We start from the raw sequence: 25043 nt of genomic DNA, 5'->3' as shown, positions 1-25043 counted from the left end.
TGGAGTCCCGAGTGAGCCCCTCCTCCTCCGCGCGCCGTCGCATCCTCCCGACCGCCGCACTGGCCGCCACCGCCGCCCTGCTCCTGACCGGAGTGCAGTACGGCACCGCCTCCGCCGCCACCAGCGGCCGCGACGCGGCGATCGCCCGGGCCCAGGCCAACGTCGCCTCCCACGCCGACCTGTTCGGCTTCGGCCCCGGCCAGGCCCTGGTGGTCAAGGACGTCGTCACCGACGCGGACGGCGCCCAGCACGTCCGCTTCGACCGCACCTACAACGGACTGCCCGTCATCGGCGGCGACCTGGTGGTGCACCAGGACGCCCGCGGCCGGCTCCGCGACTCCTCCCGCGCCAAGGGCCACAACCCCACGGTGAAGACCACCAGGCCCGCCGTCGCCGCGCAGACCAGCGCCGCGAACGCGCTGCGCGAGTCCGAGAACATCGCCGACGCCACCTCCGCGCCGGAACTCGTCGTGTGGGCCGCCGACGGCGGCGCCCGCCTGGCCTGGCAGACCACCGTCAGCGGCACCGGCAAGCAGGGCCAGCCCACCGGCCGGGTCGTCGTCACCGACGCCACCACCGGCGAGGCCATCGAGAGCTACGACTCCGAGCACAGCGCCGCCGGCACCGGCCACTCCGAGTACACCGGCGACATCACCATCGACACCACCCTGCAGGCCAACGGCTCCTACGCGCTGATCGACCCGGTCCGCGGCCACACCACCAAGGACGCCCGCAACCTGTCCGCGAGCAGCGTCAAGGCCAGCTCCGGCACCCTCTACACCGACGCCGACAACGTGTGGGGCGACGGCCGGAAGTTCTCCACCGACCGGGCCACCGCCGCCGTCGACGCCCACGCCAACACCGCCTGGACGTACGACTACTACAAGAACACCTTCGGCCGGAACGGCATCAAGAACGACGGCAAGGGCGCCACCGTCTTCGTGCACGTCGGCACCAAGTGGGACAACGCCCAGTGGTCCGACGCCTGCTTCTGCATGATGACCGGCGACGGCGACGGCACCACCGACCCCGAGCAGGTCGACCTCGACACCATGGGCCACGAGATGACCCACGGCGTCACCAGCGCCACCGCCAACCTCCGCTACAGCGGCGAGTCCGGCGGCCTCAACGAGTCCACCAGCGACATCTTCGGCACCATGGTCGAGTTCTACGCCCACAACGCGGTCGACCGCGGCGACTACCTGTTCTCCGACCAGTCCACCCCGCCGTGGCTGCGCCGCTTCGACAAGCCCTCGCTGGACGGCAGCTCCGCCGACTGCTGGAGCAAGTCGGTCGGCCGGCTCGACGTCCACAACTCCTCCGGCGTCGGCAACCACTGGTTCTTCCTCGCCAGCGAGGGCAGCGGCGCCAAGACCCTCGACGGCGTCAGCTACAACTCGCCGACCTGCAACGGCTCCACCGTCACCGGCATCGGCAACCAGAAGGTCGCCAAGATCTGGTACCGGGCGCTGACCGTCTACATGACCTCCACCACCAACTACGCCGGTGCCCGCACCGCCTCGCTGAACGCCGCCAAGGACCTCTACGGCGCCGGTTCCACCGAGTACAACGCGATCGCCGCCGCCTGGAGCGCGGTCTCCGTCTCCTGACGCCGCACCAGCAGGCCCGACCAGGACGCCCCGCCGGCCACCCCGGCGGGGCGTCCGCGATGACGAGACCCCGCGCACCCAGGCCCTGCTACTGCCCGACGGCCGCCTGCTGCTCTGCCGCAGCACCCCCGGCCGGCACGACCTGCGCACCGCCACCCCCGGCGACGACCGCACCCGCCCGCTCGGCACCCTGCGCCACCACGCGGTGCGCCTGCTGCCCCGGCCCGGCCCCGACGGCCTCGCCGCCCTGGTCGCCACCCCGGACGAACTCTCCTCCGGCGAACGCCGGTCGATCGCCCTGGCCCGGGTCCACCTGTCCCCGGCCCGGCTCACCGTCCTGGACGAGGCCGCCTGCCACCTCGACCCGGCCGCCGAGGCCCGGGCCGAAGCCGCCTTCGCCGCCCGCCCGGGCACCTCGGCGGTGATCGCCCACTGCCCGGCGAGCGCCCGCCGGGCCCGCCGGGTCCTGCACCTGGACGGTACCGACGCCGAGCTGACCGTCAACCGAACCGTCAGCGAGGAGAACTGACGATGGGCCGGTCCGTCAGCCGGGCGTGGACGTGGACGTCGTGGCGGCCGTCGGCCTGCTGCCAGGCGCTGCGCAGGACGCCTTCGGCGGCGAAGCCGGTCTTCTCGGCGACCCGGCAGGAGGCGGTGTTGCCGACCGCGTGCCGGAGACCGAGCCGGTGGAAGCCGGCGCTCCCGAAGGCCCAGGCGGCCACGGCTTCGACGGCGCGCGGGCAGACGCCGCGGCCGCGGGCGGCGGGGGCCGTCCAGTAGGCGAGTTCGGCGGAGCCGTCGGCGAAGGAGAGGCGCTTGAGGGCGGCGCGGCCCAGCAGGGCGCCCGTCCGGGAGTCGGTGACGGCCCAGTGCGCGCCGCTCTCGGCGGCCCAACTGCCGTGCCAGTCGGCGATCCAGGCCGCCGCTTCGGCGAGCGAGTCGGCACGCTGCACGTGCCAGCGCTGGATCTCCGGGTCCTGGTAGACGGCGAGGACGGCGGGGGCGTCGTCCGGGGACCAGGGGCGCAGCAGCAGGTCCCGGCCGGCCCGCAGGGCGGGTTGCGGCCGGGCGGCGAGCGAGCCGGGCGGGACGGCGGGGGCGACGAGGGAGGGCACGGCCCGATTGTCCAAGATCGACGGCCGGGCCGTCCACACCCGTCGGGGGTGCGGACGGCCCGGCCGTCGGGGAGGGGCGGGGTCAGGCGATCGACCAGGTCTGCAGGGTCGCTCCGGTGTCGGTCTGCTGGGTGATCAGGGCGCCGTTGGAGCCGGAGGCGGCCGTGAGGGCCAGGCCGCTGAGGCGGCTGGTGACGCGGTAGCCGCCGGTGACGGGGGTGACGTTCCAGCGCTGGTTGGTGCCGCCGGTGCAGGTCCACTGGATGATCGCGGTGCCGGGGCTGGTGGCGCCGCCGTTCACGTCCATGCAGAGGCCGGACTCGCCGCCGGTGAGGGTGTACGAGCCGTCGGACTGCTGGGCCAGCGTCCAGCTCTGGTTGGCGCCGCCGTTGGGCGTCCAGAGGGCGAGCTGGGTGCCGGCGGTGGTGGAGTGGTTGGGGACGTCCAGCGCCTTGCCGGAGACGGTCAGGCGGCGGGCGCCGTTGAGCACCGAGCCGATCGTCCAGGTGAAGGTGGTGGAGCCGGTCGCGGTGCCGGAGGAGGCGGTCACCGTGACGGTGCCGGAGCCGGTCGTGGTGGGGGTGCCGGAGACCAGGCCGCCGGAGCTGATCGAGAGTCCGGCGGGCAGGCCGGTCGCGGACCAGGTGAGCGCCTTGCCGAGCGAGTCGGTGCCGGTGAACTGGACCGAGACGGCGGTGTTGACGGTGGTGGAGCGGTCGCCCTGGCCGGCGACGGCCACGGTCTCGGGGGCGCTGCCGACGGGGGTGAGGGTCAGGGTCTGCTCGGCCGCGGTGCGGGTCGAGCCGACGCTGTTGCCGGTGGTGTTGGTCCAGGTCCGCACCGGGGTGGTCTCGGCGGTGCGGGCGCTGTCGGCGGACAGGCCGAGCACCAGGCCGCTGTAGCGGTTGACCAGCTGGAAGGTGCCGGTCGCGGTGGTGCCGTTCTTCCCGGCGATCGGGAACCACTGCTGGCCGACCGTCGGGCCGCCCGCCGGGGCCGCGCTGACGGTGGGCTTGGCGCCCCAGGCGCGGCCCGCGTTGGCGGTGGCGTCGACGCCGAGCAGCTGGCCGGTGGAGCCGTTGGTGATCCGGTAGGAGCCGTCGCCGTTGGCGGCGAAGGTCCAGCTCTCCAGGGCGGAGCCGGTCGCGGCGGCGACCGAGGTGGTGGCGGAGGAGCCGGAGACCTGGGCGAGCACCCGGCCGGAGCCGTTGGCGATCCGGTAGCTGCGGGACAGGTCGACCGGCGGCGCGGCGGGCGCGCCGTTGTCGAGGGTCAGGTCGACGTACTGGCCGGAGGCGTTGTTGGCGCAGCCGAAGGCGCAGTAGGAGCGGAAGCTCTTGCCGACGATCGCCGAGGAGGTGCGGTTGGCGCTGTCGAGGAACCAGCGGTACCAGGACGCGGTGTGGTAGCTGCCGCTGTTCCCGATCGGGTACCACTTCTGGGTCGTCAGGTCGTCGGTGGCGTAGTACTGCTGCGGCGCGTTGCCGCTCTGGTCGACGGCCTGCGGCTCGCCGATGTACAGGCCGAGGTAGGCGTTCCAGGTGATGTCCATGACGAACAGCGGCGAGGTCGCCGGGGTCGTCCCGGCGGCGATCTGCTGGGTGGTGGTGCCGGTGTTCGCCGGGTTGTACTCGCCGGCGGCGGGGGTGTAGCCGGTGGTGCTGGAGCCGTCCACGGGCACCATGTTGGACTCGCGGCCGCCCGTGCCGGGCTCGCTCCACGCGCCGTTGTACCACTTCTGCCAGGTGCCGGGCGCCATCTTGCCGGAGATCGGGGCGCGGGCGACGTGCTCGTGGAACGCCTTCCAGCCGCCGCTCTTGTCGACCACCCGGGAGCCGTAGAAGACGTAGAAGTAGCCGGAGGCGGTGTCGACGAACAGGCGCTGGTCGCCGTCGCCGTAGTAGTAGGTCTGGTTCGGGAACGCGGCGGTGTCGTTGCGGGCCGTGCTGTACGGCGAGGTGATGACGTGGTCCAGGATGCTCCAGGTCCGGCCCTGGTCGGTGGAGCGCGCGTAGTCGATGGCGTCGAAGTGCAGGCCGTCGCCGAACGGCTGCGGGGTGAACTCGTTGTGCACCAGGCCGTACCAGTCGCCGGTGTCCGGGTCGATCCAGATGCCCGACAGGTCGCAGTAGTTCTTGTGCGCGTAGCTGGCGCTGCCGACCGCGAGGGTGGACTGCAGGCCGGTCGGCGAGTTGTCGCAGCGCCAGCTGGTGTCGTTGTTGCGGTCCTGGCTGTTGGCCGGGTTGACGTAGTTGCTGACGGTGCTGGAACGGGTCGCGGTGTCGAAGTCCCGCCCGGTGTAGAAGTCCCAGTAGCGCGGGTCGCTCGCGCCGTACAGGGCGGCGGACTGCTGGAACCAGAAGCTGCCGTCCTTGTCGACGAACGGCACGGCCGGGGTGTCGGTCGGGTGGCTGTACGTCACGGGGCTGCCGACCGCGACGGTCCAGCCGGAGGTGGGCGGGGTGGCCGAGGCGGTGGCCGGGGGCAGGCCGGTGAGGACGACGGCCGCGGCCGCGAGGGCCGTGACGATTCTTCCGCGGAGGGCTGGCACTGGTGCGGTCTCCAATTCGCGTGTGGGGGCGCGCGGTTCCCGCGACCGTCGGGGACGGCGGCGGGCGTGCGAGGGCCCCGTGCGGCGGGGATCGCCGGGGGCCCTGAACACGACGGTGTGTTTATTTCTGCTCGGAACCGCCGAGTTTCGAACAAGTTAGAGCTGCCCGGCGGGCATGTCAACGCCTGCGCACCGCCCGGGAGATCGGACCGAACGCAACCCAACACGGACCGGCACGACCGCACGGGGGAGGTGCCGTGCCGAAACCCGGTGGAACGCCGACGGGCCGCCCGACCGAAGTCGGGCGGCCCGTCCGGAGGGCGCGCGGGGGCGGAGGGTGCGAGGGGGCGGAGGGCGCGGGGGAGGTCCGCCCGGTCCGCCCGGCCCGCCTCAGCCGATGAACGCCTCCGCCAGCGTCCAGAGCGCGAGCACGGCCATGCACGCGCCGCCGACCCGCTGCACCGTCTTCAGCGGCACCCGCTTGGCGATGAACCGGCCCACCAGCAGGGCCAGCGCGGAGACCGACATCAGCGCGGCGGCCGAGCCGATCGCGGTCGGCAACCAGCCGTTGGTGGCGGCCAGGTTGGCGGTGGTGATCTGGGTCAGGTCGCCCCACTCGCCGATGAACACCGTCATGAACGCGGTGCCCCAGACCGGCCAGAAGCCGGTCACGGTCTTCGTCCCGCCCTCGTCATCGTCGTCGTCGCCGCCCGAGCGCAGCAGCACGAACGCGCCGAACGCGAACAGCGCGGCCGAGACCAGGCTCACCACCAGGTGGGGCAGCAGACTGAGCAGGCTGCCCGCGCCGACCGCGATCGCCACGTGCACGAGGAAGGCCGCCGAGGTGCCGAACCAGACGTACAGCGGGCGCATCCGGGTGCCCATCGCCAGTGAGGCGAACATCGTCTTGTCGGGGAGTTCGGCGAGGAAGATCAGCCCGAAGGCGGTGAGCATCGCCAGGGGGTCGAAGGACATCGGAGTGCTTTCTGCAGGGGCCGGGCCTCGGGCTCGAACGGCACCTGGAAGGCGACGGGCAAACCTTTCGGCCCGACACGACGGAGCCCGGCGCACGGCAGGTGCGCCAGGGGTCATGCAAGGGCCGAAGGTCTCGTCCACCCCGGCGACACGCCGCGGCCCGCGGGCCGGGACGGAAAAAATCCGTCCAGTATGTCGACCGGCGGTGTTTCGGGACTACTCCCCTTCGCTCCCTCCAGTGTAGGCGACCGCCGGACGGGGCCGGGCCGCACCCCCGCAGCCGGCCTCCGACGGGGCCTTCGGGGCCTCCGGCGCGGCGGTGGCCCGTTCTCGTCCGTGCGGCCGGGCGCGGGCCGGCGACCCCGGGCACGGACCCGACTGGTGGGCGCGGGGGCGGCCCCGGCGAACGGTGATTCGTGGACGGCCGGAATCCGGACAGAATCCGCCGGGCGGCCCCGGCGTCCTTTCCGCCGCCGCGGAACGCGAGTTAGCGTGACGACGAATTGGTTGCCCGAGGCATCGATCTTCGCGGTCCGCCTCGCCGCCGGGTCCGCCCGCGACCCGTCCTCCGGGAAGGGACACCACGATGGCCACCGCCACGCCCGCCTCCCCCCTCCAGCACCCCGCCCCCCGCGGCGGCTGCCCGTTCGCGCCGCCGCCCGCCTACCAGGAGGCCCAGCAGCACGCCCCCGCCGTCCGGGTCGCGCTCTGGGACGGCGCCCCCTGCTGGCTGGTCACCCGCTACGAGGACGCCCGCACCGTCCTCTCCGACCCCCGGTTCAGCGCCGACTCCACCCACCCCGGCTTCCCCTTCATCAGCGCCGGAGCCCGCCAACTCGGCACCAGCAACCCCACGTTCATCCGGATGGACGACCCCGAGCACAACCGCCTGCGGCGGATGCTCACCGGCGACTTCACCCTCCGCCGCACCGCCCGGCTGCGCCCCGCGATCCAGCGGATCGCCGACGACCTGGTCGACCGGATGACCGACGGCCGCGACCGGGCCGACCTGGTCGCCGACTTCGCCCTCCCGCTGCCCTCCCTGGTCATCTGCCTGCTGCTCGGCGTCCCCTACGAGGACCACGCCTTCTTCCAGGAGTGCAGCCGCGACCTGCTCAACCGCGAGGCCGGCCTCGACGAGATCGTCGCCGCCCAGGACCGCCTGGTCGACTACCTCGACACCCTCACCGCGACCAAGCGCGACCACCCCGACGACGGCATCCTCAGCCGCCTGGTCGCCGAGGGCGAACTCCCCGTCGAGGAGATCGGCTCCATGGGCCGCCTGCTCCTGATCGCCGGACACGAGACCACCGCCAACATGACCTCCCTCTCGATCCTCGACCTGCTCCGCAACCCCGCCCAGCTCGAACGGCTGCGCGCCCGCCCCGAGACCACCCCCGCCGCCGTCGAGGAACTGCTCCGCCACCTCAGCATCGTGCACTCCGGACTCACCCGGGTCGCCGTCGAGGACGTCGAACTCGGCGACGTCCTGATCAAGGCCGGCGAGGGCGTCGTCGTCCAGATCAACACCGCCAACCGCGACGAGCACCGCTACCCCGACCCCGACACCCTCGACCTCGACCGCGACACCCGCCGCCACCTCGCCTTCGGCTTCGGCGTCCACCAGTGCCTCGGCCAGCCGCTCGCCCGCCTCGAACTGGAGATCGCCCTGGAGACCCTGCTGCGCCGCCTCCCCGGGCTGCGCCTCGCCGTCCCGTTCGAGGAGATCCGGTTCCGCAACGAGATGCTCATCTACGGCGTCCAGAGCCTCCCCGTCACCTGGTAGCCCGCCGCCGGCTCCTGCCGTCTCCTGCCGTCTTCTGTTGTCCCCTCCGGAAAGGAACCGCACCGTGCGCCTCCACCTCGACCAGGACCGGTGCTGCGGCTCCGGACAGTGCGTCCTCGCCGCCCCCGCCCTCTTCGACCAGCGCGACGAGGACGGCATCTCCGTCCTGCTCGACGCCGAACCGGGCCCGGACCAGCTCCCCGCCGCGTGGGAGGCCGTCGCCGCCTGCCCCGGCGGGGCGATCCGGCTCCGCGAGGACCGACCGCCCACGGAACCCCGGTAGGCTGCCCCACCGTCGGAGCCGGGCCCACCAGGGGGCCCGGCGGGTATGCGAACGGGGCAGCGGTGGAGACGCGCGGCACGGGTGGAGTCGGAACGGCCGGACCCGCCCCGCGCGGAGTCACCGACCTGCGCGGACACGGCGGCCCCGACCTGACGCTCCGTTACCCGCGCACCGCCGCGGTCGTGGTCGGCGGCGTCCCCGGCAGCGGCAAGTCCACCCTGCTGCGCCGCTGGGACGCCCCTGCCCCGGTCGTCGACCCGCGCACCACCCGGCTGGCCTGCCAGGCCCGCGTCCCCGCCCGCGTCCCGTACCCCCTCTACCGCCCGGCCGTGCGGCTGCTGCACCTGCTGCGGACCCGCGCCGCGTTCGCCCGGCCCGGGCCGCTGCTGGTGCACGACTGCGGCAGCCGCCGCTGGATGCGCCACCTGCTGGCCCGCTGGGCCCGCCGCAACGGGCGCGAACTGCACGTCGTGCTGCTCGCCGTCCGCCCCGCCGAGGCCCTCGCCGGGCAGCGCGCCCGGTCCCGCGCCACCGCCCCGCGCACCTTCCGGCTGCACGTGCGCGGCCTGGCCCGGCTGGTCGCCGCCCTGGAACGGCGCGGCCGGGCCGGCTACCCGGGCGCGCACTCCGTCCTGCTCGCCGACGCGCACTCGCGCGGGCGGCTGGCGGGCGTCCGCTTCGAGGACCCGTCCGGCTGACGGTCCGTCAAGCCCCGTCCTGGATACGGCGCCACGGGCGGTCCGCCTCCAGGGCCAGGCCCAGCTCCAGCAGCAGGCGCTCCTGCCCGTGCGCGGCCGACAGGTGGACGCCGATCGGCAGGCCGTCGGCGGTCGCGCCCGTCGGCAGCGCCAGGCCCGGCGCGCCCGTCACGTTGTGCACCGGGGTGAACGCCACGTACGCGTGCAGCCGGGCCATCAGCTCCTCGAACGGCAGGTTCGGGCTGAGGTGCCCGATCGGCGGGGCGGTGTGCGCCAGCACCGGGGAGAGCAGGACGTCGTACTGCCGGAACACGCCCGCGTAGGTCCGCTCGCCGGCCCGCAGCCGGCGCAGCACGCCCGGGGTGCGGAGGAACTCGCGGTGGAAGGTGTCGCGCAGGCCCGAGGTCAGGCCGTCCAGGTCGGCGGCACGGAAGCTGCGGTCCAGCAGCAGGCGGCCGGTGGAGGCGATCAGGAACGCGATGAAACCCCAGTAGAGGGTGAAGTCGCGCCGGAAGTCGGTGCCGAACGGCAGCACGGCGGGCTCCACCCGGTGGCCGAGCGCCTCCAGCCGCCGCGCCGTCGCCTCCACGGCGGCCCGGGTCGGGCCGTCCACCGCCGCCAACGGCGAGTCCAGCACCAGGCCGACCCGCAGCGGACGGTCGCCCGGCCCCTCCACCAGGCCCAGCGGCGGCAGCGCCGGGTCGCGGCGGACCAGCTCGGCGGCGGCCAGGAACGCGGCGGTGTCCCGCACCGTGCGGCTCACCACGCCGTCCGTGACCAGGTCGATCGGCAGCCGCCGCCCCTGCTCGTTCGGCGCCAGCCGCCCCCGGGTCGGCTTCAGCCCGACCAGCCCGCAGCACGCCGCCGGAATCCGGATCGACCCGCCGCCGTCATTGGCGTGCGCCAACGGCACCACGCCCGCCGCGACCAGCGCCGCCGAACCGCCCGAGGACGCGCCGGGGGAGTGGTCCGTCCGCCACGGGTTGCGCACCGGCTCGGCCGCCGCGTACTCCGTGGAGGCGTTCAACCCGAACTCCGGCAGCCGGCTCTTCCCCAGCACCGCCAGCCCCGTCCCGAGGAACTGCTCCACGAACGGCGCGTTCCGCCCGGCCGGCCGCGGCGTGAACGCGGCACTGCCGTGCCCGGTCGGCACCCCCGCCAGATCGACGTTGTCCTTCAGATACGTCGGCACACCGAACAACGGCCCGCCCTCGCCCCGACGACTGCGCGCGGGCGGACCCGGCACCGACGCCGCGACGGGCCGCAACTCCCCGTCCACCCGCGCCGCCCGCTCCAACGCCGCCGCCGCCAACTCCCCGGCACTCACCGCCCCGGCCCGCACCATCCCCGCCAGCGCCACCGCATCGTGCTCCCCCAGCGCATCGTCCCCGAACGCATGCACCCGCCCCACGGCCACCCCGCCCTACTCGTCGGTAATCCCTTCGGCCCGCCCGAGTCTAGGGGCTGCCCCACACCCCCGGACAGAGCCCGAAACCACCCGGAGACCACCCCGCACGTACGGAAAGAACCTCGGACCCGGCCGACCGAAGCCCGGTGGTCCTGGTCCGGCTGACCTCAGCAGTTGCGGAGAGAACCCGTTACTTCGTCCGCGCGTGCGGGCACCGAGCGGCTGACCTCCGCGCTGGCGGAGAGGACCGGGCGAGCCCATCGCCCGCCCCCGCCGCTGACGGCTGACCTCCGTGGTCACGGAGAGGACAGGTCTCCGAGCCGCGCGTTGCCGGGGTACGTCGGCTGACCTCCGCGGTCGCGGAGAGGACGCCGCCCCCGGCTCGGCGGCGAGATGCTGCAGCGGTTGACCTCCGCGGTCGCGGAGATAACGCCGAGTACTGCAGCAGCCCGTCCGCGTTGAACGGCTGACCTCCGCGGTCGCGGAGATAACCGGAACTTCGAGACGGAGGACGAGGCGGTCGCCGGTTGACCTCCGCGGTCGCGGAGAGAACCGGGCGAGGGCCTGGTCGCGTTGCTGGCACGCCGGTTGACCTCCGCGGTCGCGGAGAGAACCAAGCCCGAGTTCACTCGTTGGTGGTCGATTGACGGTTGACCTCCGCGGTCGCGGAGAGAACTCACGACCGCTCACCTAGTGAGCGCCACGCATCGGTTGACCTCCGCGGTCGCGGAGAGAACGAGTTCCCAGGACCGTAGCAGCGTGGCGTCCGCGGTTGACCTCCGCGGTCGCGGAGAGAACGCCGCTCTGGTCGGCAGCGGGGTGGCCGGGGCCGGTTGACCTCCGTGGTCGCGGAGAGAACCTCGTACGAGCGATTCACTCCCCTAAGCAGCCTGGTTGACCTCCGCGGTCGCGGAGAGAACGTTGCGTCGAATTAAGCCACATGCTCCGCTGCTGGTTGACCTCCGCGGTCGCGGAGAGAACGCCGCAGCGTCCGTGTGCAAGAGCATGTGCACCGGTTGACCTCCGCGGTCGCGGAGAGAACACGCGGACGGCGGCGTCGAGGGTGATGGCGTGCGGTTGACCTCCGCGGTCGCGGAGAGAACGCACGTCCTCGCCGAGGCGAAGAAGATCGTTCCGGTTGACCTCCGCGGTCGCGGAGAGAACCGTGGCGTGGGCGCGTTCCAGGCCCCGGTCGGCGGTTGACCTCCGCGGTCGCGGAGAGAACCCTTCTTGACCTGGGGCGTTGTGGCGGCTTTGCAGTTTCTTTGCCCGGCTTGGTTGTGGGGTGTGTTGTGGTGCCAAGAGGCAGTGCAGGTCCATGGTGGCATGCAGGTAGGACGCCGGGGAGCGGGAGTTGACGGTCCGGCGATGTTCTCCTCGGGCTGGACCCGGTCTGCGATGCCCGGGCCCAAACGACAGGGTCTCGCCCCACGTGCTGGCAGGCGAACCTTCCCCGGCAACCGGTCCGACGAGCCTCCGCGGTTGCGGAGAAGACCACGGAGCGTCAGCGGGCTCTCTCCGACCTCAGCCTGCCTCCCTGGGCGAGGTGGCGTGGCCAGGGGTGCGGGTGGGCTCAGGCAGGGGCATGCGCCCGAACTGCTTGCCTCGGCTGACTGTACGGAAAGCACTGGAAGTGTACAGTTGCGTACATGAGTGACACCTTGCCGATCACGGAGGCTCGGGCCTGTCTCGGCTCGCTGGTCCGGCGTGCCTCCCACGCCCGTGAACGCATCACCATCACCGACCACGGCCAGCCGGCCGCAGTCCTGATCAACCCTCAGGAACTCGCCGACCTCGAGGACGCCCTCGCCCTGGCCCAGTACCGTGTAAGGCAGGCGACCGGCGAGACGACCGGTCTGACCCACGAGAAGGTCCGTGCTCAACTCGGCCTGGGACCGACCGCTTGAGCTACACGATCATCTGGGACGAGCCGGCCATCAACGCCGCCGCCCGGTTCCTCAAAGACGACCCCGAAGGTCTACGGCAACTCATGGACGCCGTCGACCTGCTCGCCCACTCCCCGCGCCCGGCGGGCAGCGCGGAGTACGGCTCCGCCGACCTGCGCCGGATGCACGTCGGCCGCTACCGCGTGATGTACGAGATCACCGAGACCACTGTCACCGTCATCGTGATCCACCTCGGTCGAATCGGCTGAACACCCACTACACCTCCGGGAGATCCCGGCCGTCAGGAACCATCCCGCAGCCGGTGACAGGGCAGCGCCGATCTGATCGTGCAGTTCCGCAGCCCTCCGTGTTCGCGGAGGGGACACGGAGAACACCGTGATCCAGGTGGCCGTAGACGGCTGACCTTTGCGGCTGCGCGGAGAGGACTTGAACGTCCTCAACCTCAAGCACAGGTGCGGCGGCTGACCTCCGCACTGGCGGAGAGGACGGAGCTGCTGACCTGACGGGCGGTTAGCTCCTCGGCTGACCTCCGCGTTGGCGGAGCGGACGGCCGCCAGGCCAAGCCGCCTCCCGCGGTCGCCAGCTGACCTTCGCGCTGGCGGAGAGGACTGCTCGTTCGCGTTGATCTCCTCCTGCAGCGCCGGCTGACCTCCGCGCTGGCGGAGAGGACCACGGTCAGGCCGGCCCGGGCGGCGACCGCCGAGGCTGACCTCCGCTCGCGCGGGGAGGACACGCGGACGGCGGCGTCGAGGGTGATGGCGTGCGGCAGACCCCCGCTCGCGCGGGGAGGACGCGCCCCCCGCCCACGGCCCGCAAGGAGAACTCCGGCAGACCCCCGCTCGCGCGGGGAGGACTGGGCGATGAAGTGGATGTCGCCGATGCCGGCCGGCAGACCCCCGCTCGCGCGGGGAGGACGGGAAGCTGATGCCCTTCCCGTTGGACTCCACCGGCAGACCCCCGCTCGCGCGGGGAGGACTGGACTCAGATCGTGGGCTTGGGGACCGCCGCCGGCAGACCCCCGCTCGCGCGGGGAGGACGGTACGACGGCAAGTCGGGTCCTCTCGCGCTACGGCAGACCCCCGCTCGCGCGGGGAGGACACCCTCCCCTCCATGTCGTCGTCGCCGGCCAACGGCAGACCCCCGCTCGCGCGGGGAGGACGCCACCGTGAGCCTCGACGGTCCCGACAAGGACGGCAGACCCCCGCTCGCGCGGGGAGGACACCAGGTCGACCAGCTCGGTGCCGCCGGTCGCCGGCAGACCCCCGCTCGCGCGGGGAGGACACGGGGCGGATCCAGGGCAGGGCGGTGAAGTACGGCAGACCCCCGCTCGCGCGGGGAGGACGTCTCGTCGTCGCCGACCTCGGCCAGGTGCAGCGGCAGACCCCCGCTCGCGCGGGGAGGACAGCTTGGCCTGCGCCAGCTGCTCCTTCATCGCCGGCAGACCCCCGCTCGCGCGGGGAGGACCCTTCGCCACCTGCAACGTTGCGGGGCCTTTGCAATCTCTTTGCGATTCGGGCTGGCGGAGATGTTCAGGTGCCAAGGGCAGCGTAGTAGGTCCAGCTCGGCACTGCGGTGAGACACCTTGAAGCGGCCCTCCTCGGTCGGCCAGCGTGGCACTCCCCACAGGGTGAGCGCGGGTACCCAGCAGTCGGCGATCTGTTCGTGCCGGGTTGTGGCCTGCGGAGGACTTGCCTGGTTGCGAGGCAGTTCAACCGCGGAACGCTCCGGCTTTCTCCTTGTGACTGACCATCAGGAAGTCTTTTGTCAGTGGCAGTTGATATCTACCTGAGCGTGCATGATGTCGCGATGGAGGGCCGCTGCGCCCCCGTGGATTGTCGGTTGTGGGGCAAGCAGCGCGGTCTCTCGCGTGCGTACCCAGTGGTCTGTCACCTGCTGGATACGGCGGCCGTGGCAGGGGCGCTGTGGGACGGGGTGCTGAGCGGCGCAGCGAGGGGGCGGATCGCTCATTCGTTGGGAGCGGACGAGGAGGGAGCTCGTCGGCTGGTGATGCTGTGGGCGGGGCTGCATGACGTGGGGAAGATCGTTCCTGGGTTCCAGGGATCGTCGAAGGCTGCGGCCGCCCCGTTGGCGGATGATCCGCTGTTCACGGAGGCAGGTTCGCGGGAGTGGCTCGCGCACGAGGTGGCCACCCACTGGGGGCTGGTGGAGGTCTTCGAGGCGTGGGGCTACCCGCAGGGTGCTCGGGGGAGGATGCGGGCTTCGGCTGCGCACCAGGTGGCTCAACTGCTCGGTGGGCACCACGGGTGTTTCGGTGCCGTGTTGCAGCGCAAGGAGGTCGACCACGCGGCGAGCTACCAGCCGGGGCTGGGGAGCGCGGAGGGTTGGCACCGTCAGCGGGTGGCGCACGCCGAGGCGGTGCGCAGGGTGGTCGAGGCGTCGGCGGTGCCCGGCGAGGGGTTGCCGGGGTGGGTTGCGGTGCTGGTCGCGGGGCTGGTGGTGGTGTCCGACTGGTTGGCGAGTCAGGTGGAGTTGATCGAGCCCCGGATCCCGGCCGAGGGCTGGGAGGCGACGGACGAGGCGTTGCGGGAGCACTTCGCCGTTGCGTGTGCGGCGGCCCCGGAGTGGATCCGGGGGGCGGGGCTGGGGCGTGCGGGGTTCCCGGAGCGCACGTTCGGCGAGATGTTCGACAAGTTCCCGCCGAACAGTTTGCAGCGGGATCTCGCCGAGCGGCTTCCCTCGCTGGTGGACGGGCCGGGGATGCTGGTGGTGACGGCACCAACGGGTGACGGGAAGACCGAGGCTGCGTTGTTCGGGGCGTCGGTGCTGGCGAGGGCTGCCGGGTCGGGGGGCTTGTACTTCGCGCTTCCGACGATGGCGACGGCGGACGCGATGTACCGGCGGGTCGCGGAGTTCGCCGGAGCCAATGTGACGGGTGACCGGTCGTTGGCGCTGCTGCACGCGATGGCGTGGTTGAGCCCGTGGTACGAGGGCGGGGCGGGCGGCGCCCGTGGCGGGTTCGCCTCCGACGACGCGGTGGCGTTGGTGGCGGGCGAGTGGCTCCGGACGCCGATGCGCGGCCTGCTGGCCCCGTTGGGGGCGGGCACGATCGACCAGGCGCTGACGGGGGTTCTGCCGGTCCGGTACGGGTTCCTGCGCTTGTTCGGTCTGGCGAACAAGGTCCTGGTCGTGGACGAAGCGCATGCGTACGGGCCATGGATGCACAGCCTCCTGGTGCGGCTGCTGGAGTGGATGGGGGCGATGGGTGCCCCGGTGGTCCTGCTGTCCGCGACGCTGACCGGGGCGGCGGCCGGGTCCCTGGTGGCGGCGTACCGCCGGGGCGCGGGTGCGATCGACGAGGTGGACGTGCACCCCCGGTACCCGGGGTGGCTGTACGTGGACGGGAGGACGGGTGCGGTCTCCCCGGCCCGGCCGGTGAAGAGCGACCGAGCCCGGACGTTGGCGGTGGAGCGCCGCCCGGTGCAGTGGGACGTCAAGGAGGAGGGCGTTCCGCGGGCCGGGTCCCGGCGGAAGGCTCTCGTGGAACTGGTGGCGCCCGTCGCGACGGGCGGCGGGTGCGTGCTGGTGTGCTGCACCACGGTGGACGAGGCGCAGCGGACCTACCGCTACCTGCAGCGGCGGTTCCCGGAGTTGGCGGAACGGGAGGGCGGCTTGCGCCTGCTGCATTCGCGGTTCCCCGCAGAGGAGCGGGAGCGGATCTCGGCGGAGTGCGAGCGTGCGTTCGGGAAGCCTGGGGAGGGGGAACCCACCGACGTGGTGCGGGCGGCCGGGGTGCTGGTGGCGACCCAGGTGGTGGAGCAGTCCTTGGACTTGGACTTCGACCTGGTCGTGTCCGATCTCGCGCCGCTCGCCCAGTTGCTGCAGCGGGCGGGCCGCGGGTGGCGGCACAAGCGGAAGGTGCGGCCGGCATGGGCGGACGGCGAGCTGCGGCTGGTGGTGCTGGAGCCCGTCGACGGCGCTCCGGGCAAGCTGGCGGTTCCGGGTTCGTGGGGGCAGGTGTACGACCCGGCGCTGCTGATGCGGACGAGTGCGCTCCTGGCGGGGGTGGACGAGGTGGCCGTGCCGGGCGACGTGCAGCGGTTGGTCGACGAGGTGTACGCGGAGGCGTTCGGGGCGCGGCTGGAGGAGTCGGCCCGGGCGGACTTCGAGCGCCGGGACGCGGCCCGGTTGGCGGCGGAGGCGGCGGAGAAACAGCTGGCCCGTGTCGTGGAGGTCAGGGGGCCGCTCGACCTGGGGGGGTGACTGGTCGAGGCTGTCGTCCACGGTGGAGGGAGCCGAGGATCTGCTGACGACGCGTCTGGGTGCGGACGGAGCACGCGCGGTGTGCGTGTTCGTCGACGCGGAGGGCGGGGCGAGCTTGGACGAGGCGGGCCGGGTGCCGGTGCCGGGCTGGGGGAGCAGCTCCCGGGTGGATCGGGAAGGCGTGGCGGCGCTGATGCGGCGCTCGGTGCCGATTCCCGGCGGATGGGTTCGGGGCAGGACGGAGGAGCACGCCGTGCCGACGGCCTGGGAGCGGTGGGCCGTCCTCGCCGGATCGGTGCTGCTGCCGGTGCGCCAGGGAGGCGACGGACGGTGGACGTGCCGGATCGGAGGGCGGGAGTTGGAGCTCTCGGATGTCGGAGTTTCCTCCAACTAGCCACACAGCCACCAGACTTGTCTCTAGAGTCAGTCCTGACGGCGGCGGGTGGGCGAAGTCCTTCCGTCCACCCGCCGCCTGACCCCCGCTTGCGCGGGGACAGTGCGCTCCGTCCGGCTGTTCCAGCCGCCAGACGGCTCACCCCCGCTCGTCGCGGGGAGCAGCCAGAGCCTATCCGCGCATGTTCGCCCGTTCGAGACGTCACCCCTTGTCGGAGACCTCATGCCGTCCACCGCACCACCGAGTTACAACCTGTTCGACGAACCGTGGATCCCGGTCCGCTGGCGGATCGACAGCCCGGTCGCAGGCGGGCAACCCGCCGCGGTGGGGTTGCGTGAACTCCTGCTCCGCGCAGACGAGATCGAGGCGATCACCGTCGTTCTGCCTCCGGCGCTGTCGGCCCTGTACCGGGTGCTCTACGCGATCACGGTGCGCGTGACGGGACTGGACGAGCAGGGCCCGGGGGAGTGGGGAGAGCGCCGGGCAGACGTCTTCGACGCCGGCCGCTTCGAGACGGCCGACGTCGAGAAGTACGTGAACGACAACCGCCATCGTTTCGACCTGTTCGACCCTCGACGTCCGTTCCTCCAGGACCCCCGGCTGACGGCGCAGTGCGACCCGGGCAACACCGCGGGCGTCGACAAACTGGTGACCACCAGGCCCTCCGGCAACAACCACGCCTGGTTCGAGCACGTCGACGCACGTGCACCGGTGCAGCCGTCCGCGGCGGAGGCGGTCCTGCACCTGCTGGTGTGGCACTACTACGGCCCCTCGGGTCGCTGCTCGAGCCGCACGGTCGGCACGGTGAAGGCGGCCGACGCCAAGGCGGGCCCGCTGCGCAGCACGCTCTCCTACCACCCCGAGGGGGTGAGTATCTTCGAGACCTTGCTGGCCGGCCTGCCGGAGCCTGCGTCCGAGGTCAGACGGGACCGTGACCTGTGCGCCTGGGAACGCGATCCCGGTGACCCGGCTGGACCTCCTCCGGAACTCACCGGCCCTTGTTCGGAACTGACGGCCCGTTCGCAGCACGCACTGCTCCTGGTCCCGGACGCGAGCGGACGGTACGTCACGGACGCGTTCATCACCTGGGCGTGGCGGGACAAGGTGGCACGGGACGGGGACGCCTACCTGATCTGGCAGTTGTCGAAGGAGGGGAACCGCTACCCGCGGCCCGCCGATTCCGGGCGCGCCCTGTGGCGGGACGTGGACGCGCTGCTGCTGAGCGAGCTGCCGGGTGACAGTCGGCCGCAGCGGCCGGAGGTGTTCCGGACCGCGCCGGAGGTCTCGGAGTGGCTGCGGGTGCGGGCGCTCGGGTTCGAGCAGGACGGCCAGGCGAAGGACGTCCAGGTCGTCGACGCGTCGACGCCGCCCGTGCTGGGCCTGTCGGAGCGCCGCTCCCCGGACTCCGCCGTCCTGGTGAGCAAGCTGCGAGCGGTCGGGGAGATGTACGGGCGGCGGCTGGAGCTGGCGGCGAAGAAGGCGTGGCAGCAGTTCACCGACGCCCCGAAACTGAAGGACTGCTCCTGGGCGGTGGACGCGGGCGCCCGGTACTGGCCGGCCGCGGAGGCCGAGTTCTGGGCGCGGTTCGGCAGACGGGACTTCGACGGCGCGGGGGCGGTGTTCCGGCGCCTCGCGGAGGAGGCGTTCGAGGCGGTGACCGCACGGGCGGTCGCCTCGGTGCGGGGCGCGCGGGCCTGCGAGGCGGCCCGGGTCGAGTTGTACGGCGGTCGGCGCAAGGGCGCCGCGGCGGCGGGCGGTCCGGCCCGCCGGAGTGCGAGCAAGGCGGTGGCGAAGTGAGCGAAGCGGTGCTGATCGAGCAGGAACCACCGGGACCGGCGGACGGTTCCGTGAAGGCCGACGAGGCACGCCCGAGCAGGGCGGAGGCGTTCACCGCGTGGGTGGAGCAGCGCTGCGCGACGGACCCGGGCGTGCGGTCGGCGCTGCGACGCGGCGCGGGCAAGGGACTGGACCAAGTGCCCTCGATGCACCGCTTCGTGGCGCGGTGGCTGCCCGCCGGTGCCGGGGAGGACGTGCAGCGGGCCTACTACACGGTGGCGGCGATGATCGCCTCCCAGCGCCGCAGCCAGTACGCGGTGCCCGCGGCCCCGGAGGACGAGGCCGTGGAAGCCCTTGAGGGCACTCCGGACGGTCCGGCCGCGGGGCAGCCGGAAGACCAATCGGCCCCAGCGCGGCGACCTCGGCAGAGCCTGGGCCGGACGTTCGCGGACGCGGTGGAGGCCGACGGGGTGCGAGAGACCTCGGCGGAGACACGGCTGAACCTGCTGACACGACAGAGCGTGGACGGCCTGCACCGGCACCTTCCGGGAGCTGTCAGGCAACTGCGCGAAGCGGGGGCACGGGTGGACTGGGCCCTGCTGCTGGCGGACCTGTGCCGGTGGCGCCGCTACGGAGGCGAAGTGAAGCGGCGCTGGCTGCAGGACTTCTACCGGGAACTCGATCCGGAGAAGGTCAAGCAGGCCCAGCAGGCGGACAGCGCGGCGGGCGACGGCGTCCGCGAGCAGTAGGCGCAAGGCCGGGCGCCGTCCGTCGGGCGGACCCATCCCTACGGATTCACGACGAAAAGCGAGGAGAAGAGCATGGTGACGAAGGCTGACGCGGTCGCGCGGTTCGTGGACGTGCACGTGGTGCAGAGCGTGCCGTTCGCGAACCTGAACCGGGACGACAACAACTCGGTGAAGACCGTCTCCTACGGCGGGACCGAGCGGACCAGGGTGAGCAGCCAGTCGTGGAAGCGTGCCGCCCGCACCTACTTCCAGGAGCAGATGGGGGACGCCGCGCTGCGGACGCGTCGGATCGGCGAGCGGGTGGCGCGGCTGCTTGAGGAGGAGCGCGGCTGGCCGGGCCCCCTGGCCGCGCGGGCCGGACAGCACGTCGCGGCCGGCAGCAGCATCAAGTTCGAGGTCGACAGCGACAGCGCCGCGGTGACCACCAACGCCATGGTGTACGTGCCGCACGGCGCGGTGGCGGAACTCGCCGACCTGGCGGAGGAGTTCCGGGCCGGGCTGGAGACGGCGAAGGACATCAAGAAGTCCAACGACAAGAGCGTGCTGTCCAAGGACCGGATCGACGCGGTGCTGCGCTCGCGCAACGGGGTGATCAACCTGTTCGGACGGATGCTGGCGGAGGTCGACGACGCGGGCGTGGACGGAGCGGTGCAGGTCGCACACGCACTGACCACGCACGGCACCGACATCGAACTGGACTACTTCTCGGCCGTCGACGACGTGACCGACTTCTGGAGCGACACCACCGGCAGCGCGCACATGGGCCACACCGAGTTCTCCGCCGGCGTGTTCTACCGCTTCGCGACGATCGACCTGAAGGAACTGGCGGACAACCTCGGCGGCGACCTGGCCGCCGCCCGGGAGCTGGCGGCCGGGTTCCTGGAGGCGTTCGTGCTGTCGCTGCCGCAGGCGAAGAAGACCGCGACCGCGCCGCACACCATCCCGGACCTGGTGCACATCGCGGTGCGCTCGGACCGGCCGCTGTCGTTCGCCGCCGCGTTCGAGAAGCCGGTCCGGGCCGGCCGGGAGGGCGGCTACTCCGAGCCCTCGCGCACCGCGCTGGCCGAGTACGCGGCGACTGCGAACACGCTGCTCGGCAACCGCGGCGTCATCTCGGCGAGTTGGGCCGGGACCGACGCGAAGAGCCCCAAGGAACTGGGCGAGCGGGCCGCCTCCTTCCCCGCGCTGATCGCCGCGGCCATCGCCGCCGCCTACCCGCAGGCGGACCGGTGAGCGGTGAGGCGGGCCTGCTGCTGCGGCTGGCCGGCCCGCTGCAGTCCTGGGGCGAGCGCAGCAAGTTCAACGAACGCGACACCGCGCCCTTCCCCACTCGCTCCGGAGTGATCGGCCTGCTCGCCTGCACGCTCGGCCGCCGACGCGGCGAGGACATCGGCGACCTGACTCGCCTGTCGCTGACCGTGCGCGCCGACCGGCCCGGAGTGGTGCTGCGCGACCTGCACACCGTCGGCGGAGGACTCCCCGCCCGGCACACCGTCACCACCGCCGAAGGCAAGAAGCGCCCCGCCGCCGCGGCGACGCTGCTCTCCCACCGCTACTACCTGGCGGACGCGGTGTTCACCGCAGCGCTCACCGGCCCCGCCGACGTCCTGGATGCCTGCGTCGCCGCCCTGCGCGCACCGCACTGGCCGCCGTACCTGGGACGGCGCTCCTGCCCGCCCGAAGGACCGCTGCTGCTGGGCGAGTTCGACGACGTCCACCGCCACCTGGTGGAGCTGCCACTGGCCCGGGCCCGCAAGGGGACCGCGGCCACGGTGCCGGTGCTCTTCCACGGCGACCGGCCCCTCACCCACCTGTCACCCGCCGTCGAGGGCACCGACAGCGGCAGCGACGCGGCCGGCCAGGTCAACGACCAGCCGCTGAACTTCCACCCCCAGCGCCGCGTCTACCAGAGCCGCTCCCGCTACCAGCGCACCCTGCACCTGCCCGCCCAGCAGTGCCACGGCCTGGGCGCCGACTACCTCGACGCCCTGGCCGCCCACCTCGCCACCCACCCGCCCCGTTCCGAAGGCTCACCGGCATGACCCTGTGGCTGACCCGCATCATCCCCGACCCGCGGCACCCCGACGTCCGCCACGACGCCGACGAAGCGGTCCGCCTCCACCACCGGATCATGTCGCTTTTCCCCGACGACGTCCCCAGCACCGAACCCCGGCGCCACCTCGGCATCCTCTTCCGCACGGAGACCGGCCGCGACGGCGAACAGATCCTGCTGCAGAGCAACCGCCGACCCGACCCGGCCCAACTCCCCGACGGCTACGGCACCATCGCCGCCAAACCCCTCGCCCCGCTCCTCGACGCCCTGCGCAAGGACCTGCCGGTCCGCTACCGCATCGCCGCCAGCCCCGTCCGCAAACCCGGTGCCACCACCCGCGCCCTCTACCACCTCCCCGAGGTCGTCGCCCTCGGCGGAGCCCACGCCGACGAATGGTGGACCCGCCAGGCCGAAACCTCCGGACTCGCCCTCACCACCCTGCACTCCATCCCTCTGGACGCCGCCACCGGCCACCGCCGCCAGGACCGGCACCGCATCCACCACACCCGCACCCTCTTCGAGGGCACCGCCCGCATCACCGACCCCGACCTGCTGCGCACCCGCATCCGCGAAGGCATCGGCCGCGGCAAGGCCTACGGCTGCGGCCTGCTCAGCATCGCCCCCCACCGAGGACCCCGATGACACCACCGCGCCCGCGCACCGCGACCGGCTCCGGCGCCCGGCGCAGACTCGCCGCACCCACCGTCGCGATGCTCCCCCGCATCGCCGACTCCCTCTCCTTCCTCTACCTGGACATCGTGCGCGTCGTCCAGGACGACACCGGCGTCCGCGCCGAGATCGCCACCACCGACCGCGGCACCGAAACCGTCTACCTCCCCACCGCCGCCCTCAGCTGCGTCCTCCTCGGCCCCGGCACCTCCATCACCGCCCGCGCCCTGGCCACCTTCGCCCGCCACGGCACCACCGTCGTCGCCACGGGCTCCGGCGGCGTGCGCTGCTACGCCGCCGCCCTCCCCGAATCCCTCAGCACCACCTGGCTCGAACACCAGGTCCGCGCCTGGGCGGACGACCGGCAACGCCTGGCCATCGCCGTCGCCATGTACCGGCAGCGCTTCGGCGACACCGCCCTGCCCGCCGACGTCACCCTCGACAAGCTCCGAGGCATGGAGGGCCAACGCGTCAAGGCCCACTACCGCCTCCTCGCCCAGCAACACCGCATCGGACGATTCCGCCGCACCTACGACCCCGACTCCTGGGACACCCAGGACCCCGTCAACCTCGCCCTGTCCGCCGCCAACACCTGCCTGTACGGAATCGTCCACGCCGCACTCCTCGCCCTCGGCTGCTCACCCGCCCTCGGCTTCGTCCACAGCGGCAACCAGCAGGCCTTCGTCTACGACATCGCCGACCTCTACAAGGCCGAACTGACCATCCCCCTGGCCTTCTCCCTCCACTCCTCCACCGACCCCGAAGCAGAGGCACGCCGCAGTTTCCGCGAGGGCCTGCGGCTCTTCAAGCTCCTGCCCCGCATCGTCGCCGACGTCCAACGCCTGCTCGCACCCGGAGCCGGCATCGTGCCCTCCGACCCCGACGAACAACTCGTCGACCTCTGGGACCCCGTCGTCGGGGTTGTACCCGGCGGCGTCAACTACTCCAGGGGGGAAGCGCTTTGAACTATCGTCAGTCAGCTGCGGTCAAGGAGCCGAGATGGCATCCCTGACCGTCCTGTCGATGACCGCCGTCCCCGACCACCTTCGCGGCGCCCTGACGCGGTGGCTGCTGGAAGTCACACCCCACCTGTACGTCGGCACCGTCTCCGCCAAGGTCCGCGAAGAACTCTGGACCTCGGTCAGAGGCTGCCTCGCAGAAGGCGTAGCCGTCCTCATCCATCCCGCCGCCAACGAACAAGGCTTCCAACTCCGCACCGCCGGAACCCACCGGCGCCACCCCATCGACTTCGACGGCCTCCTGCTCATCGCCCAGACCAAACCCCCGACCCCAGAAGGTCAAGAAATGGCAAACCCCTAGAGAAGTCCCAGCTCAAAAAGGGTCCACCCCGCGCGAGCGGGGGTCTGCCGGCGGCGCATCCCCTGGTCGTACGCCTCGTGGTGTCCACCCCGCGCGAGCGGGGGTCTGCCGGAGCGACACCATGCGCCGCCAGCCCCGCATCCGTCCACCCCGCGCGAGCGGGGGTCTGCCGCATGGCCAACCGGGCGAACGGATTCGTCGTCAGTCCACCCCGCGCGAGCGGGGGTCTGCCGAGCGGGCGGAACGGCATCCTCGTCGCGAAGGTGTCCACCCCGCGCGAGCGGGGGTCTGCCGCTGGCGGCCGCGTAGGGGATGGCGATGAGCGCGTCCACCCCGCGCGAGCGGGGGTCTGCCGCGGCACGGGCCGACGAACTCGAACGCCGACCAGTCCACCCCGCGCGAGCGGGGGTCTGCCGCGCGACGACGGACGCGATCGTCAAGTCGGACGGTCCACCCCGCGCGAGCGGGGGTCTGCCAACCGCGATCGACGACACCGGTTGGGGTGAGGAGTCCACCCCGCGCGAGCGGGGGTCTGCCGGATGCACCCGGACGGTACCGGGCGGGAGCAGGGTCCACCCCGCGCGAGCGGGGGTCTGCCGCTGAGCGAGGAGACCGGCGCCACGTACGCGGCGTCCACCCCGCGCGAGCGGGGGTCTGCCGAACGCGCCGACGGTGATGAACGGCAGCGCGAGGTCCACCCCGCGCGAGCGGGGGTCTGCCGTCGATGTCCTCCCAGCGCACGAGGGCCCGGCCGTCCACCCCGCGCGAGCGGGGGTCTGCCGGGCGCCCAGGTCACCCACATCGCCGATGTCCTGTCCACCCCGCGCGAGCGGGGGTCTGCCGGGCCCATTCGAAGTGCGGACCAGCTTGTACGTGTCCACCCCGCGCGAGCGGGGGTCTGCCGCCCGGTGCCGACCTCCCCGAGGAACGCCGCGAGTCCACCCCGCGCGAGCGGGGGTCTGCCGGCTCGGTCGCGGGCGTTGTCGGGGGCTGAGGTGTCCACCCCGCGCGAGCGGGGGTCTGCCGCACTCCGCCGCCAAGGACGCGTCCAGCAGGCCGTCCACCCCGCGCGAGCGGGGGTCTGCCGTCGTCCGCCACCACGAGGTTCGCGCCACGGCCGTCCACCCCGCGCGAGCGGGGGTCTGCCGGGGCCGGCCGGGGATCGAGGGGAACATGTGCGGTCCACCCCGCGCGAGCGGGGGTCTGCCGCCCCGCCGCCACCAGGAGATCTGACATGGCCGGTCCACCCCGCGCGAGCGGGGGTCTGCCGGTCTGGATGGACGAGGACGGCCACCCCCGGGTGTCCACCCCGCGCGAGCGGGGGTCTGCCGTTGCACGGAGCGTGGTTGTCTGGCTACATGTCGTCCACCCCGCGCGAGCGGGGGTCTGCCGGTCATCCTGCGGAACAAGACCGACCTGGGCATGTCCACCCCGCGCGAGCGGGGGTCTGCCGCTGCCCGCGGGCGGCCGGACCGGCGACCCGCTGTCCACCCCGCGCGAGCGGGGGTCTGCCGGTGTCGGCCGCGTT

Annotated in this window: 20 protein-coding genes and 3 CRISPR repeat arrays (1 of these 23 only partly in view); of the genes, 16 read left to right on the top strand and 4 right to left on the bottom strand. The window is 72.9% G+C overall.

Annotated features, from left to right (window positions below; translation table 11 throughout):
* Nucleotides 1-11: 11 nt before the first annotated feature.
* Nucleotides 12-1610 carry a M4 family metallopeptidase gene (locus tag ACIQBJ_RS02165; protein ID WP_400701955.1) on the top strand — a complete coding sequence of 533 codons (1599 nt, stop codon included), beginning with the start codon at nucleotides 12-14 and terminating at the stop codon, nucleotides 1608-1610.
* Between the two features lie 205 nt (nucleotides 1611-1815).
* On the top strand, nucleotides 1816-2139 hold the full coding sequence (locus ACIQBJ_RS02160; protein ID WP_400701952.1) for a hypothetical protein: 324 nt from the start codon (nucleotides 1816-1818) through the stop codon (nucleotides 2137-2139).
* Here the strand turns inward: ACIQBJ_RS02160 and ACIQBJ_RS02155 are convergent.
* The 3 genes from ACIQBJ_RS02155 to ACIQBJ_RS02145 all read right to left on the bottom strand — a co-directional run bounded on the left by ACIQBJ_RS02155 (nucleotide 2123) and on the right by ACIQBJ_RS02145 (nucleotide 6251).
* The gene (locus ACIQBJ_RS02155; RefSeq protein WP_400701949.1) at nucleotides 2123-2725 is read right to left on the bottom strand and encodes a GNAT family N-acetyltransferase; all 603 of its coding nucleotides are present in this window, start codon (nucleotides 2723-2725) and stop codon (nucleotides 2123-2125) included. The two genes, ACIQBJ_RS02160 and ACIQBJ_RS02155, sit on opposite strands and share 17 nt — an antisense overlap.
* 82 nt (nucleotides 2726-2807) lie before the next feature.
* The gene (locus ACIQBJ_RS02150) at nucleotides 2808-5276 is read right to left on the bottom strand and encodes an RICIN domain-containing protein (protein ID WP_400701946.1); all 2469 of its coding nucleotides are present in this window, start codon (nucleotides 5274-5276) and stop codon (nucleotides 2808-2810) included.
* A gap of 390 nt (nucleotides 5277-5666) precedes the next feature.
* Nucleotides 5667-6251, bottom strand: coding sequence for a TMEM165/GDT1 family protein (locus ACIQBJ_RS02145; RefSeq protein ID WP_400701943.1), 585 nt, complete (start codon nucleotides 6249-6251; stop codon nucleotides 5667-5669).
* 586 nt (nucleotides 6252-6837) lie between these two features.
* On the opposite strand from ACIQBJ_RS02145, the gene ACIQBJ_RS02140 reads away from it, so the two are divergent.
* From ACIQBJ_RS02140 to ACIQBJ_RS02130, 3 genes are all read left to right on the top strand, one after another.
* On the top strand, nucleotides 6838-8037 hold the full coding sequence (locus tag ACIQBJ_RS02140; protein ID WP_400701940.1) for a cytochrome P450: 1200 nt from the start codon (nucleotides 6838-6840) through the stop codon (nucleotides 8035-8037).
* A gap of 64 nt (nucleotides 8038-8101) precedes the next feature.
* The gene (locus ACIQBJ_RS02135) at nucleotides 8102-8320 is read left to right on the top strand and encodes a ferredoxin (protein WP_400701937.1); all 219 of its coding nucleotides are present in this window, start codon (nucleotides 8102-8104) and stop codon (nucleotides 8318-8320) included.
* A 62-nt stretch (nucleotides 8321-8382) separates the two neighbouring features.
* Nucleotides 8383-9018: an AAA family ATPase gene (locus ACIQBJ_RS02130; RefSeq protein ID WP_400701934.1), complete on the top strand. Its 636-nt coding sequence runs from the start codon at nucleotides 8383-8385 to the stop codon at nucleotides 9016-9018.
* 7 nt (nucleotides 9019-9025) lie between these two features.
* On the opposite strand, the gene ACIQBJ_RS02125 is transcribed toward ACIQBJ_RS02130, so the two are convergent.
* Entirely contained in the window at nucleotides 9026-10435 is a 1410-nt protein-coding gene (locus ACIQBJ_RS02125; protein ID WP_400701931.1) for an amidase, read from the bottom strand.
* Nucleotides 10436-10584: 149 nt separating this feature from the next.
* Nucleotides 10585-11651: a CRISPR direct-repeat array (repeat unit 28 nt; unit sequence GGTTGACCTCCGCGGTCGCGGAGAGAAC).
* Between the two features lie 424 nt (nucleotides 11652-12075).
* Between ACIQBJ_RS02125 and ACIQBJ_RS02120 the strand changes: the two genes are divergently transcribed.
* The 11 genes from ACIQBJ_RS02120 to cas2e all read left to right on the top strand — a co-directional run bounded on the left by ACIQBJ_RS02120 (nucleotide 12076) and on the right by cas2e (nucleotide 23515).
* Nucleotides 12076-12333 carry a type II toxin-antitoxin system Phd/YefM family antitoxin gene (locus ACIQBJ_RS02120; RefSeq protein ID WP_400701928.1) on the top strand — a complete coding sequence of 86 codons (258 nt, stop codon included), beginning with the start codon at nucleotides 12076-12078 and terminating at the stop codon, nucleotides 12331-12333.
* The gene (locus ACIQBJ_RS02115; protein ID WP_400701925.1) at nucleotides 12330-12581 is read left to right on the top strand and encodes a type II toxin-antitoxin system RelE/ParE family toxin; all 252 of its coding nucleotides are present in this window, start codon (nucleotides 12330-12332) and stop codon (nucleotides 12579-12581) included. Before ACIQBJ_RS02120 ends, ACIQBJ_RS02115 begins: the two co-directional genes overlap by 4 nt.
* A 147-nt stretch (nucleotides 12582-12728) precedes the next feature.
* Nucleotides 12729-13797: direct repeats of the CRISPR family, unit length 29 nt; unit sequence CGGCAGACCCCCGCTCGCGCGGGGAGGAC.
* A 303-nt stretch (nucleotides 13798-14100) separates the two neighbouring features.
* Complete coding sequence (cas3, locus tag ACIQBJ_RS02110) at nucleotides 14101-16554, top strand: CRISPR-associated helicase Cas3' (protein WP_400701921.1); 2454 nt, start codon at nucleotides 14101-14103, stop codon at nucleotides 16552-16554.
* Nucleotides 16514-16948 (top strand): hypothetical protein, encoded by a 435-nt coding sequence (locus tag ACIQBJ_RS02105; RefSeq protein ID WP_400701918.1) that lies wholly within the window; start codon nucleotides 16514-16516, stop codon nucleotides 16946-16948. The genes cas3 and ACIQBJ_RS02105 overlap by 41 nt, the downstream gene beginning before the upstream one ends.
* Nucleotides 16949-17170: 222 nt before the next feature.
* Nucleotides 17171-18745: a type I-E CRISPR-associated protein Cse1/CasA gene (gene casA, locus ACIQBJ_RS02100; RefSeq protein ID WP_400701915.1), complete on the top strand. Its 1575-nt coding sequence runs from the start codon at nucleotides 17171-17173 to the stop codon at nucleotides 18743-18745.
* The gene (gene casB / locus ACIQBJ_RS02095; RefSeq protein WP_400701912.1) at nucleotides 18742-19473 is read left to right on the top strand and encodes a type I-E CRISPR-associated protein Cse2/CasB; all 732 of its coding nucleotides are present in this window, start codon (nucleotides 18742-18744) and stop codon (nucleotides 19471-19473) included. Before casA ends, casB begins: the two co-directional genes overlap by 4 nt.
* A gap of 72 nt (nucleotides 19474-19545) precedes the next feature.
* Complete coding sequence (gene cas7e, locus ACIQBJ_RS02090) at nucleotides 19546-20706, top strand: type I-E CRISPR-associated protein Cas7/Cse4/CasC (protein WP_400701909.1); 1161 nt, start codon at nucleotides 19546-19548, stop codon at nucleotides 20704-20706.
* On the top strand, nucleotides 20703-21515 hold the full coding sequence (gene cas5e / locus ACIQBJ_RS02085; RefSeq protein WP_400701906.1) for a type I-E CRISPR-associated protein Cas5/CasD: 813 nt from the start codon (nucleotides 20703-20705) through the stop codon (nucleotides 21513-21515). The genes cas7e and cas5e overlap by 4 nt, the downstream gene beginning before the upstream one ends.
* Nucleotides 21512-22168, top strand: a complete 657-nt coding sequence (gene cas6e / locus ACIQBJ_RS02080; RefSeq protein WP_400701903.1) for a type I-E CRISPR-associated protein Cas6/Cse3/CasE — start codon at nucleotides 21512-21514, stop codon at nucleotides 22166-22168. Before cas5e ends, cas6e begins: the two co-directional genes overlap by 4 nt.
* Nucleotides 22165-23160: a type I-E CRISPR-associated endonuclease Cas1e gene (gene cas1e / locus ACIQBJ_RS02075; protein ID WP_400701900.1), complete on the top strand. Its 996-nt coding sequence runs from the start codon at nucleotides 22165-22167 to the stop codon at nucleotides 23158-23160. Before cas6e ends, cas1e begins: the two co-directional genes overlap by 4 nt.
* A 34-nt stretch (nucleotides 23161-23194) precedes the next feature.
* Complete coding sequence (gene cas2e, locus ACIQBJ_RS02070; protein ID WP_400701897.1) at nucleotides 23195-23515, top strand: type I-E CRISPR-associated endoribonuclease Cas2e; 321 nt, start codon at nucleotides 23195-23197, stop codon at nucleotides 23513-23515.
* Between the two features lie 21 nt (nucleotides 23516-23536).
* Nucleotides 23537-25043: a CRISPR direct-repeat array (repeat unit 29 nt; unit sequence GTCCACCCCGCGCGAGCGGGGGTCTGCCG) (it continues 474 nt past the right edge of the window).

Origin of the sequence: Kitasatospora sp. NPDC088391 (assembly GCF_044753345.1) — a bacterium.
Taxonomy (GTDB): domain Bacteria; phylum Actinomycetota; class Actinomycetes; order Streptomycetales; family Streptomycetaceae; genus Kitasatospora.
Note: the sequence above shows the minus strand (reverse complement) of the source record. Positions and strands in the feature narration are given on the sequence as shown.

Bases quoted from the DNA above. Each gene is read 5' to 3' on its own strand.
- ACIQBJ_RS02145 (WP_400701943.1), bottom strand. From the start codon at position 6,251: ATGTCCTTCGACCCCCTGGCGATGCTCACCGCCTTCGGGCTGATCTTC.
- ACIQBJ_RS02140 (WP_400701940.1), top strand. From the start codon at position 6,838: ATGGCCACCGCCACGCCCGCCTCCCCCCTCCAGCACCCCGCCCCCCGC.
- ACIQBJ_RS02120 (WP_400701928.1), top strand. From the start codon at position 12,076: ATGAGTGACACCTTGCCGATCACGGAGGCTCGGGCCTGTCTCGGCTCG.
- casA (WP_400701915.1), top strand. From the start codon at position 17,171: ATGCCGTCCACCGCACCACCGAGTTACAACCTGTTCGACGAACCGTGG.
- cas7e (WP_400701909.1), top strand. From the start codon at position 19,546: ATGGTGACGAAGGCTGACGCGGTCGCGCGGTTCGTGGACGTGCACGTG.
- cas6e (WP_400701903.1), top strand. From the start codon at position 21,512: ATGACCCTGTGGCTGACCCGCATCATCCCCGACCCGCGGCACCCCGAC.
- cas1e (WP_400701900.1), top strand. From the start codon at position 22,165: ATGACACCACCGCGCCCGCGCACCGCGACCGGCTCCGGCGCCCGGCGC.
- cas2e (WP_400701897.1), top strand. From the start codon at position 23,195: ATGGCATCCCTGACCGTCCTGTCGATGACCGCCGTCCCCGACCACCTT.